The 12,119-nt window shown below is 40.3% G+C and carries 7 protein-coding genes; 3 read left to right on the forward strand and 4 right to left on the reverse strand.

What is annotated here, in order from left to right; translation table 11 throughout:
* The first annotated feature begins 66 nt into the window (after window positions 1–66).
* On the forward strand, window positions 67–2,559 hold the full coding sequence (locus ADS77_RS00090) for a hypothetical protein (RefSeq protein WP_082355564.1): 2,493 nt from the start codon (window positions 67–69) through the stop codon (window positions 2,557–2,559).
* Window positions 2,560–2,609: 50 nt separating this feature from the next.
* Here ADS77_RS00090 and ADS77_RS00095 read toward each other — a convergent pair whose 3' ends face one another.
* From ADS77_RS00095 to ADS77_RS00110, 4 genes are all read right to left on the reverse strand, one after another.
* Entirely contained in the window at window positions 2,610–4,748 is a 2,139-nt protein-coding gene (locus ADS77_RS00095; protein WP_054452197.1) for a TonB-dependent siderophore receptor, read from the reverse strand.
* A gap of 123 nt (window positions 4,749–4,871) precedes the next feature.
* Entirely contained in the window at window positions 4,872–5,324 is a 453-nt protein-coding gene (locus ADS77_RS00100; protein ID WP_054204175.1) for a hypothetical protein, read from the reverse strand.
* 274 nt (window positions 5,325–5,598) lie between these two features.
* A complete protein-coding gene (locus tag ADS77_RS00105) occupies window positions 5,599–6,825 on the reverse strand; it encodes an MFS transporter (protein WP_054452199.1) in 1,227 nt (408 codons plus the stop codon).
* Window positions 6,825–7,658: a nicotianamine synthase family protein gene (locus ADS77_RS00110; RefSeq protein WP_054452201.1), complete on the reverse strand. Its 834-nt coding sequence runs from the start codon at window positions 7,656–7,658 to the stop codon at window positions 6,825–6,827. The genes ADS77_RS00105 and ADS77_RS00110 overlap by 1 nt, the downstream gene beginning before the upstream one ends.
* Before the next feature lie 131 nt (window positions 7,659–7,789).
* On the opposite strand from ADS77_RS00110, the gene ADS77_RS00115 reads away from it, so the two are divergent.
* Window positions 7,790–8,959, forward strand: a complete 1,170-nt coding sequence (locus ADS77_RS00115; RefSeq protein ID WP_054452203.1) for an efflux RND transporter periplasmic adaptor subunit — start codon at window positions 7,790–7,792, stop codon at window positions 8,957–8,959.
* Entirely contained in the window at window positions 8,956–12,093 is a 3,138-nt protein-coding gene (locus tag ADS77_RS00120; RefSeq protein WP_082355565.1) for an efflux RND transporter permease subunit, read from the forward strand. The genes ADS77_RS00115 and ADS77_RS00120 overlap by 4 nt, the downstream gene beginning before the upstream one ends.
* Window positions 12,094–12,119: the final 26 nt, after the last annotated feature.

Below are 12,119 nucleotides of genomic sequence, written 5' to 3' on the forward strand. Positions count from 1 at the left end.
TTTACTTTCACAATTAAACGCAGTATTTTATATTGCATACAATATACATATAAAACAACTATAATTATGAAAAAACTCTCACTCACTTTGTTATTACTGTTACTTGCCGCGTGTCAAAAAGAGCCGCAAGTTGATACTGCGCAGACCGTACAACTACAATCAACAACGTCAAGTGCTATGGTAACTGATCCACAACAGATGCAAGTAGACCTATCAGTACAAGGTTACACCAGTACTTTGCACAAAATGGACATTACATTCTTAGGGCAAACCATCCCCTATACATATAGCGATGGCAAAATTGGTAATAGCCGGGGCTATAATTGGTGGGTAAGTAAACATTTTGCACTGAAGAGCGATTTACCAAAAGAAAAAGTAACGCTGTATCTAGAGCTTTTAGAAATGGCTTACCCACACTATGTTGCGTTATTCGGTATGGAGCCACCTAATATTGAACGCCAGCGTATCGCTGTAGTGTATGGTAGCAGCCGCGATAGAGTGCGCGAGGCCATGCTTGATGATGGCTTTTTACGAGGCGTACATAAAACCGCAGGCGGCGAAACTATGTTTTACAACCGCGCTGGATATAACTTCCCAAGCCATCGTGAGCATCACCAACGCTATATTGTCATTCACGAAACCATGCATGCTTTTCACATGGCTTTAAACGGTCATTCAACCTGGGCGCCTAATTGGATCACCGAAGGCTTAGCCGACTCGGTCGCTCACCATGTTTACGATGCCAAGCAAAAACAACTGACTGTGATGGTGTTTGATCGCGCGCCCATGAATTATATTGAGACCGGTTTAAAGCAATATTACAGTGCCAATAAACCTACTATTGAGCAAATAAACGATGATCCTGCACTTAAACGCGGCCTTAATTTTTTCATCATTCATTACCTTTTAAGCTCCCCAGAACGCGCACAATATTTTGCATATTTTGTGCAGCAGCTTAGACTTGCCAACCCGCACAGTGACGCCACGCTCAGCACAGCCAATTCACTCCTTAAACACACTTTTAAAGATTGGCAGGCAATAGAGCAAGGCTTTGCAGATTTTGTGCAAACTATTAAGCCGAGTTTTCATATTGTATCAGGCCCGTGGGAGCAAGATGGTAATGCTTATTGGCTACGAAATACAGACTCAAATACCTTATCTCGATTGGATATAAACCCAACAAGCAATGCGACTCACCCTGTAATAGACTTTCCCGCGCCGCAACCAAGTGCTTTAATTAACCTAAATAATGAGCACCAAGTGGCTGCTTTAATTAAATTTGAACCAGCACAACTGCAGCGCGGTGAAATAGGCATCGCCATGCAAGGCAAACTCAGTGAACAAACCCAACAATACCGCGCTACGTTTATGGGTAATGAGCAAGCAAATGACGACCAATTACTTAAACTATTAATAGTAGATGCTGAGCGCATATTAATCAGCGAAAATAATATCAGTGGTTTTAACTCGGTGCAGGTTGCCCTAACAACTGAATTAAAAGCAGCTTTGACCACACATAAAGAACTGGGCTTGAATATCACGCTAGATCACAACCAGCTGAGCGTTAACTTAAAAGCAAATAGTGGCACTAAAATAATTACGCAAGTGTTTATCATCCCTTTCTCTGGTGACTTTACACACTTACTCAATACACAAAAAATCAGCTTATTGAGTAAAAATAATAACCATGCAATCACACCCTATTTATTTCCCCATAAAGACGATGATGATTATACATTCGATAAATCTCATACCCAATTACCTAACCCTTGGTTATTCGAAGAATACAGCCTGTTAAGCCGCTTATTTAAGACCTGTCAACAATATGGTGCGCAGTTAGTCGGTTGTGATGAAAAACTCAGTAACTTGATGAAAAAACTGCCCATAAAGGCTAATCATGCAGCAATTAATTCAGAGCTAATAATACTTCTCAATCGCTACAAAACCCTATTAGGAGATAATGGCTTTAGCGTGCTTTCTGGTATCAGTGCTAGCGTACACTATCATCAAGGCGAGGCTTTTTTAAGAGTGGTCAATCCAACTAATTTTAATCTCACACTTACAGCAAAAGTTAGCTTTAACAATAGTAAAGGCCTATTGCTTAATAACCAACAACTCAACCAAGCTATTAAACCCGGCATTCACAATATTGCTTTATTCAAAATACCCGATACAAAGACTATTACTATTGAGCAGACGCTTAATTGGCAAGGTTTAAATAACATAAGCCAATTACATGCCTCAGCCACCCCATTTAACGGCGTTGAGCTTTCCCTTACACAAAGTAAAGGCAACAACGGACACTGGCTATTTAAGGCACATTTATCAGGCCCGTACTCAGGTAGAACCAAAGGGGTACTAACGCTTACAACAACACCGTTTACTCAACCTGAGATCATCAAAACACAACAGCATAATGTTGAGATCGCACCTTATGAGCAGAAAATTCATGTATTTGAACTAGCACCAACAAAACAATCACAGCTTATTACTGTAACCGCATTGTTAGATGTCGATGGTGAAGAGATCCGATTAGTGAATAAGATAGTTATGAGGTAGAAAGCTTGCTAAATAAGACTGCCGCACATTGTGTGGCAGTCTGTCATATTTTAAAACTTATAACTTAACGCTAAGTCAACTGAACGAGGTTCGCCCGGCTGTACCCAAATTTGCGTGTATGAGTTAGGGAAATATTTACGGTCAAACAGATTATGGACCTGTAGTTTCACTTCAAATTGCTGCGTTAAATCATATTTAGCAAACATATTTGCCACAGTATACGATGGTAAGTAAAAGTCAGAACCACGTTGACCTAAACGCTCATCCACATAATTAGCGCCAACACCTACCGTTAGTGCACGATCAGCCACTGAGAATTGCTTGCTAATTTGTAAGCTTGCGCTATTTTTTGGAATATTAAGCAGCTCGTCACCTCGTTTTAAAGCAACACCTAAGCCTGTATCTTTTGCATCTTTGTCTACTTGCGCATCAATGTATGCGTAAGAAAACCACATATCAATATCACCTGGTAACTGGCCTGTTACATCAAACTCAAAGCCCTTACTGCTGGCTTGACCAATTGCAGTGTGGAAGCCCGGATTTGCAGCATCTGCGACGATGATATTTTTTTGCGTGCTATCAAAATAAGCAAACGTAACGCCTAGGTTATTATCGAGCAGATTAAATTTAGTACCGATTTCGGCCGATTTTGTTTCATTTGGTTTAAAACCTTGGCCACTTGCATCTGTGCCAAAGTTCAGACGATAACCTTCGCCATAACTTGAGTATAAAGACCAGCTATCGCTTAACTGATAAACCACCCCAGCTTGAGGGCTAAAATGAGTTTCAGATTGTTCAGCATCAAAATTTGTAATTTTATCATCAAGCGTTTGCTTTAAACGATCAATCCGCCCGCCAAGCCTAACATGCAAGTTATCAGTTAAGCGCATTTGATCTTGCAGGTATAATCCAGTTGCGAATTGCTTTTGTACTCTTACAATCGCAGGCACTGGTGTTGGTAATGCATGTTGTCCATAAAGAGGCTGATGAATATCAATTGCATGCAACTGTTCATTCGTTGGATTTGTAGATAACGCTGGGGAGCGGTAAACGCGGTAATCACGGTCATAATCAAACAAATCGTAGTCAATACCCACTATTAGCTCATGCGCAATTGAGCCGGTATCAAACTGCCCTGAGACTTCTGAGCGGATCACAAACTGATCGGTATCGTAGTCACGCTGGCGTCTTTGACGTGTTAGCGTACGACCATTGTAATACAGCTTTTGTCTCGCGGGAGATACCTCAGCGTCACTCGATGTGCCTGTTAAGCGTGTTGAGCGATAGCTTAAGCCTGAATTTAAGTACCAATCGTTAGAAAACTCATACTGCCATTGTAACTGGTGTCCCAGTACTTCTGTTACTGTGGCGCCATCGCCTGGTTCACCTAAAAAGCGTTCAATAGGCATCATGTCAAAATTGCCACCAATCGCAAGAATACCCCGATCGAATGGGATCTCTTGACGTGCAGCTTCTAATTCATATTGCCACACAGAGCGATCGCTTTGCTCAAAGTATACAGAAGCCATTACGCCTTTTTTATTAATTTCTATAGTATCGCGAAAGCTATCACCCGTTTCATAATAGCCTATAACACGCGCAGCTGCTTGCTCAGTTAAACCACCGCTATAGTCAGCCTCAAGGCGGCGTTTATCACGGCTTCCAACTTCTAGAGCTATTTTTCCTTGCTGCTCGAATGTTGGTTTTTTAGTGACTAAATTAATTGTCCCTCCAGGCTCTCCGCGACCATAAAGGGCTGCTTTTGGGCCCTTTAATATTTCAACTCGCTCAATACCAGATAAGTCTCTGGGCCCTGAAAAGCCACGCCCTGCATTAAAACCATTAACTAAATAGCCGCTTGGGACATTTTCATCACCAAAAAAGCCGCGTATAGCAAAGCTGTCCCATAAGCCACCGAGGCTATTTTGTCTCGATACTGAAGCTGATAAATCTAACGCCTCAGTTAACCCTGCCACACCGGTATTTTCGATTAACTGCTGGTTTATCTCCGAGATGGCCTCAGGTGTTTCCAGCACATCAAAGTTACCACGATAAGCCTGTCGCTTTGCAGTAACTTCTATTATTTCGAGTGATTCATCTTTTTTTGCGTAGGCTGCAGTTGAGCATAAGCTAAGTGCAACCCCTAGGTGGATAGAGCAAAGTTGGAATGAGCGAAGAGAAAAGTGCATTGTAGTTCCTTTAACAATATGACATTCAAGATTTGTTATATCATAACACTTACTGTACCCATATTGTAAAGAGCTTATTTATAGATTAATTCTTTCGCTGTTTAAAATTAATATACTTACACTTCATTTTAAAGGCACCATAAAGCTTGCACTGCCAATAAACGCGCCAGATTCAACAATTATTTTTGCATCTTTGTAATACACTAAATCCTCTGATAATTTCTTTTTACAGTGTTTAGGGAAAAAACCTTCAAAACTCACTTGCTCTGTTTTATTAATCGTACGTTTAAACTTAAGATCAATATCTCTCAAATACACTTCACCTGCTTTTGTCTCTAATTGATTATCCCAACAGCCATATATTATCCCTAGCTGCGAAATCCAAATCATTGCGCTTTGCGCACTAAAATGAAACTCGCCATCTCCTGGCATTTGAAAATATTTAACATCTATTAAGCCTTTGATATAACCAGGTTCAAGGTGAACGGATGAAAACTCCATCACTTCTTGTTTCCAGCCTTTTTGCAAGTAATCAGACATCAGAGCCTGTTGTTGCTGTGTATTTAACTGTTGCATAAATTATCCTTTTAAGTGTTGAATGTGTTTAGGGCGTGTTGACCTTTGTGGATTGAAATTTGTTCAATCTAGGGGCGATTTAATCGCGGCGCGAGGTTTGTAACCTAGCGGGCTAAGTAAAAACCGAGCAACAAAGAGTCAATCGCCCCTAGGAAGAACCCTTTGGGCAGCGCATGTTTGGCATTTATACTGCGTTATCGCCTATTTATGGGGAACAACCACACTGCATAGGCGCTGCCTTGCCTAAATACCAAACATACTGCTGCAAAATTAATCACGAAAGGTCAACACGCCCTAGCTTTTCTTCTTTATTTGGCGAGCTTAAATATAAATGTGCAAGTGCGCTTACTCCTCCTATTAAAGCAAATAAATACCAAATTAAGCCCGGTACTTGTTGCTCTAAATCTAAGGCATAACCAGCTAAAGCACTGCCTATGATTAATCCAAAACCTGCAAATAAGTAAAAGAATCCATAGTGAGTAGACACCGTTCCTGGCGGTGCCGAGTTCGCAATTTGTTTCATAATAAGCGGTAAGCTCATTGCAGTTGCTACACTAAAAAATAAGGCTAACAGCCCCAATTGAAGGTATAGCTGCCACTGACTCTGTACTTCAAATAACATGACTAAAAAACCACTCCCCATCAATGTAAGCCCTGCACTAATAAACAGAGCATCTTTATTAATACGCTCAGTCAGCGCCGTAATGGGTAGTTGTACTAGGATTGAAATCAATGCGCACATACTTAATAACCAAGTCACACTATGCAGCGGCATATCTAATTGACCTAAAAAAATGGGCATCGCAAATGAGATTTGGTTGATCAGCATAAAGTAGCCAATCATCACTGCGCAAAGTTGTAAAAATGCACGATTACCCAACACTGTTTTAATTAAATCACGAGTATTAAGTCCTGCACTTTTTTGTGATTTTTTTGCTGTTGGTAAATAATAAATAAACGCGATACCAAAACATAAAAAAGGAAACGCAGCTACGCCGCACAGTAAACCAAAACTCATTGAAATTAATAATAAACCGCACACAGGACCAAGCAGCTCGCCAGCGTTTCTTGCAACACCAACGAGCGCAAACATGTTTGCTTTACTGATCCCTTGCGCATGTGCAAAATAGGCTTGGGCAGCAGGTGTAAACAATGCCCCCGCAAAGCCCGTCAAAAATGCAGCTAAAAACAAAACAACAATGTGATCGGCCCATAAAAACAGTAAAAAACCGACTGCTCGTAAAAAACATCCTCCTATTATCAATCGCTTAACACCAAGCTTGTCAGCTAACACACCACCGACTAAAAACAAACCTTGTTGACAAAACGAGCGAACTCCCATGACTACGCCGATCAATGTGGCGCTCAAAAGTAAGTTCTCTGCTAGATAATGGCTCAATAATGGGATCAACATATAAAAACCTAAGTTAAATACAAATGCAGCAAACAGCATCAATTTGTACTCAGGGGTTAATCCACGAAAAGGTGCTAATGCGTGCATTAAGGTTGCTCTTCAAACGGCTTTTGCGCGATCAAAATAGAATGAAAATTATCGCTATAGGTCTGAATTTTTAATTTAGGAGTAAAAGGCATTAAATCACTCAGCTCAATACTGGGGTAAAGTAGCTGACGTAAATTAAATGCTGTTCTCACTACAACAAAGCTTCCCGCTCGCATGCGCGTAAATAAATGCGATAATATTTGCCTTTTTACATCGCTTGACCCCGCTAATGCAGCCAGCCACACCACATCAAACTGTTCAAGGTCTTCAAATTCACAAATATCTGCACAACTAAATTTTTGATTCTGCTGTGGGTAAACATGTTTTTGCACACGCTCACCAACGGTTAATGCCTGTGCGTCAATGTCTAGATTGCTCACCTTCATACCTTGCTGAGAAAGGAGCATTGACGTAATAGGCAGCGGCCCACTGCCAGCCATTAATACGTTTAAATTTTGCTTACCTGATAAGGCATAAATAGCATTTGACTCTAAACCAACCGCTCTTTGGTAATGACTAAACCAAGGGTAATCAGACTCTAAGGTCAAGATAGGCACGGTAGAGGCAAGTACTTTTTGCGCCCAGTAATGTTCATAGCGCCCCGACGCGGCTGCAAAAAGTGACGCTATATCACTTTTAATTGTATTGAGGCAAGGTTCAGCTAAAACTTGGCTAGCAAATTTTTCATCTTGTTGATTAGACAGTAAAGCCATAAAGCGCTCATACAATGCCATGTTCGGCGCTTCAAAAGAATCCATCTTTATATTTTTGATCATTTGAAATACATCACAAATTTGCAACGCATGTTGATAGGGTGAAATTGTTTGAGACATACATACCTAATTTAGGAAAAATTGTTACACATAATTAACTAAAAATGTTATAACATATCAAAATAGATAATTACAAGCATTTCCCTGTATTTAATAAGGGTCCTTGATTATACAAAAAGGAATGAATTTTCATGCTCAAAATGTTTTACGGCATCAAAGGACGATGGTTTTTAACACTCTTAATGATTATATTAATCGTGTTGGCTGGCTATTTTATTACACCTTCGTCAAAGGCAAACTCTGAGCCAACTAGCTCTTCAGCTAAGCCTTTGCCACTTATAAGTGTAACGCCCATAACGCCTAAATTGATGAATACTAAGCTTGAATTATCAGGCGTTGTAAAACCAATCGAAAACACTGATATTGCTTTTGAAGTTGCAGGGAAAGTAATCTACTTACATCCGAGCTTTATTGATGGCGGGATCGTTAAAAAAGGCACTGTGTTGATCAAACTTAATCCATTTGATTTAACGGCCGCAGTGACACTTGCAGAGGCTAAAGTTGCAAAAGCCAGCGCAGAGCTTGAAGAAGAAAAAGCCAAAGCAAGCGTTGCCAAAGCCACGCTTTTACTCGCTAACACGCCTTCGACTAACCCCCTTGCAAAACGAGAGCCGCAAGTTAAAAGTGCCAAAGCTTTATTACTTGCAGCACAAACACAATTGCAAATTGCACAAACAAACCTTGCCCGTAGTGCATATAGGGCACCTTACGACGCACTCGTTCAAAACCGCGCAGTAGGCCTTGGTCAAGTTATCAGTCAAGGGCAAACGCTGGGGCGTTTAGCTAATGTTGCTAAAGCCGAGGTTCATGTTGCCATTGCAGATAACAAATTAAGCGTGTTACCAAGTTTACCAATAAACAATGTGATTATTAACCATCATCATGTTATTCATACTGGCCGCTTAACACGCAGTATTGGTACGCGCTCTTCTTCAACTCGTAGCGCCATTTATATTGTTGAAATTACGGATCCCTACGGATTACTTAATCAAGGTAAAAGGATCGAATTTGGTGAATTTGTACACGTCTCTGTACCAACAAAACACTTTGAGAATGCAGCAGTTGTGGCACAACATATGGTTACTAATAGCCGTATATGGGCTTTGTCTGCAAACAATACCTTACAGTCAATCCCCGTTGAAATCTTAAACATGCAAAAACACAATTTAATGATTCAACTACCTAGCGATGAATCAATTATTTTAGTCGATAAACGCCCTGAAATTGTAAGAGAAAACATGGCAGTAAATGTCATTAACTCAGCTCTAGCAACAGCCCCTCTTGAGGGCAACTCACTATGACGACACAGCACACACCAGCAGCACCTTATAAAAACAGTGTGATCGCTTTTTTTTGTCATCGCCCATTGGTTGCTAACTTATTGATGTTATTTATTATTGCGATGGGATTGTTAAGCTTTAACAGTATTCAAAGACAAATGTTCCCAATAGCTAAAAACCCTGAGATCCATATACAAATTCAATATTTTGGTGCCTCTGCAAAAGAGCTTGAAGAACAGGTCGTAGCCAAAATAGAGCACGCCCTCAATGGCCAAGCGGGCATTAAACGAGTTCAAAGCCAAGCTAGGCAACATAGCGCCAGTATGACCATTGCTTTATACGCAGATCAATCCAGTGAGCAAAGGCTAAATGAAATCAAACACAAATTAGATGCCATCGCTGATTTACCAAAAGCAATGGAACCTATCATTTTACAAAATAAGCCGCAGTTACAAAATGCAGTAAGCTTAGTACTAACCGGGCCAGACGATAAACTCGCTTTAAAGCAGTTTGGTGAACATATTAAAAGAGAGTTGTTAGCACGTGACCTAATTAGTCACGTACAAGCAACAAACTTACCCGATGTTGAGTTTTCAATAGAGGTAACTCGCTATCAATTACAACGCTACGGATTGTCATTACAGGACATTGCTGATCTTATTAGTCAACATTCGCAAAATATCAGCGCAGGTCAAATTGCTACTAAAAATGGCAAAATCAATCTACAAATGCCAGCCCGAAAAGAAACAATAGCTAGCTTAAACTCCCTGCCAATATTGAATACTGAGCATGGCGAATTACTCACATTAGGCAATATTGCCACTATAAAAAAATCACTCACTGAGCAATTGCACCTAGCAAAGTTAAATGGCAAAAATGCTTTTTATATGCGTATTTTAGCCGATGAGTCACAGTCAATTACCGCCGTGGCGCAAAGTGTACAATCTTATTTAGCGTATAAAACCCCTCTGCTGCCTGCGGGGTTTTCTTTGTACCAATTAGTCGACACCACCTACTATTTAGAAGGACGACTTAATATGATGTTAAACAATTTAGCCCAAGGGGCATTGTTAGTTTTTATTGTATTGAGTTTATTTTTACGGGTGCGCTTGGCCATGTGGGTAATGCTTGGCTTGCCAGTTAGCTTTTTAGGCGCTATTTGGTTAATGCCGTTTATCGGCGTAACGCTTAATGTTGTATCACTTTTTGCGTTTATTATGGTGTTAGGCATAGTGGTAGATGATGCCATTGTTATTAGTGAAAGCGCTGCGAACGAAACAACCGATTACGGCCATAATGTTGAAAATATAATCACGGGGGCTAGTAAGGTCGTTGCCCCTGCTACATTCGGTGTACTCACCACAATGGCTGTGTTTATGCCATTTATGTTTAGCACAGGCCCTAACTCAGGGCAATTTATCGCCATTGCGGGCGTTGCTCTACTGTGCTTATTTTTTAGTTTGATAGAATCCAAAATGATTTTGCCCGCACACCTTGCTCATAGCCCTATCAAGCCTCTTTCTAAAACCCACTGGAGAACAAAGTTTGATCACGCCTTTAATCAATGGCTAGCGGATACATTTGTGCCAGTTTTAAAGCATATTATTCACTTTAGGTATCCAGTATTAATGCTCTTTATTGCATTTTTAGCTGGCGCTATTTTACTTGTAAAAACAGGTTTAATTGGCTTTACTGCCGTACCTAAAGTTCCGCATGATTTTCCATCTATTCATATTCAAATGGATAACAATGCGTCGCATCAACAAACATTGCATGCTGTTAAAAGTATAGAACAAATGGTTTTACAAGTAGAGCAACAAACACAGCAAATCTCAGGGCGTTCGCTTGTAAAAGACACCTACATTTGGCTCGATAATGATACCGAGGGCGAAGTGCTCGCCCCCTTGGTTGATGAAGATAAGCGCCCCTTTGATGCATTTGAATTAGCACGTCACTGGCAAGCTGCGATGCCGACGCTACTTGGCGTTAAAGCAATTACCATTGAATCTGATGTTATTGATATTAATCAAAAGCCTGAACTAAGCTATCAATTATATAGCGATAATTTAAGTATGCTAACTGCTGCCACTTTAGATTTGAGTACCGCTTTATCTGAACATGAGGCCATCACACAATTAACATCAAACTTAAACACAAATCAGCAAGAATGGAAAATTCAGCTAACACCTAAAGGACGCCATTTGGGGCTAACTTCAAACCAAGTTGCTAAACAGGTATTTGCCTACTTTTATGGTATTGAGGTACAGCGAGTTGTTACACAACAACAAACCGTCCGATTTATGGTTCGAGGGGATTTAAACGAACGCCAATCTTTTTCATCTTTAAATAACCTACCTATTAGTGTAAATGAGCACTCACAAGTGTTTTTTTCAGAGATAGCAACACTCACTACAACGCAAAGCAGCCATGAAATTCATACAGAACAAGGCAGAAGAACATTTAATGTCTCTGCGTTTATTGTTCCAAGTAAAAAGCCGCAAACAAAAGCGATACATTTAGCAATTGAAACCCAAATATTACCCGCTATAAAAGCCCGCTACCCTGATGTGTCTTTTGATTTAGGTGAACATTTAAAGGAGCAGCAACAAGAACAAAGCCAAGTCACTTCGTTTGCTATAATCGCGTTATTAATGGTGTATAGCTTATTAGCAATACCACTGAAGAGCTATAGCCAACCGCTCCTGATTATTTTTGTTATACCGTTTGCCACGGCAGGCGCGTTGTATGGGCATTTACTGCTGGGGTATACACTAAGTATGATGTCGATTTTTGGCATAGTTGCCGCATCTGGCGTCGTTATAAACGATGCTCTCGTACTATTAACACGAGTTAACCAACTGCGTGATAAAATGCCTCTAAATGAAGCAATTTACCAAGGTGCTGCCGCTCGCTTTAAAGCAATTTTAATAACATCACTCACTACATTCATTGGTTTATTACCCTTGATGTTTGAAAGCAGTTTACAAGCACAGTTTGTGATCCCAATGGCTGTTTCATTAAGTTTTGCTGTGCTATTTGCCACGCTAACGTCTTTGATTCTTTTGCCTTGCTTACTTTATATTGCGAATGAGCTTAAAACCATACCGCAGCAAGGTGCAAAAGCAATTAAACTACAGCTATTAAAGGCATTTTAACTATTTAAAAAATCTACAAAAAAGCC

It is taken from the genome of Pseudoalteromonas porphyrae, from assembly GCF_001298125.1.
Classification (GTDB): Bacteria; Pseudomonadota; Gammaproteobacteria; order Enterobacterales; family Alteromonadaceae; genus Pseudoalteromonas; species Pseudoalteromonas neustonica.

What these genes read in the sequence shown, in the direction of transcription:
- ADS77_RS00090 (WP_082355564.1), top strand. Translation starts at nt 67, where the DNA reads ATGAAAAAACTCTCACTCACTTTGTTATTACTGTTACTTGCCGCGTGT.
- ADS77_RS00095 (WP_054452197.1), bottom strand. Translation starts at nt 4,748, where the DNA reads ATGCACTTTTCTCTTCGCTCATTCCAACTTTGCTCTATCCACCTAGGG.
- ADS77_RS00100 (WP_054204175.1), bottom strand. Translation starts at nt 5,324, where the DNA reads ATGCAACAGTTAAATACACAGCAACAACAGGCTCTGATGTCTGATTAC.
- ADS77_RS00105 (WP_054452199.1), bottom strand. Translation starts at nt 6,825, where the DNA reads ATGCACGCATTAGCACCTTTTCGTGGATTAACCCCTGAGTACAAATTG.
- ADS77_RS00110 (WP_054452201.1), bottom strand. Translation starts at nt 7,658, where the DNA reads ATGTCTCAAACAATTTCACCCTATCAACATGCGTTGCAAATTTGTGAT.
- ADS77_RS00115 (WP_054452203.1), top strand. Translation starts at nt 7,790, where the DNA reads ATGCTCAAAATGTTTTACGGCATCAAAGGACGATGGTTTTTAACACTC.
- ADS77_RS00120 (WP_082355565.1), top strand. Translation starts at nt 8,956, where the DNA reads ATGACGACACAGCACACACCAGCAGCACCTTATAAAAACAGTGTGATC.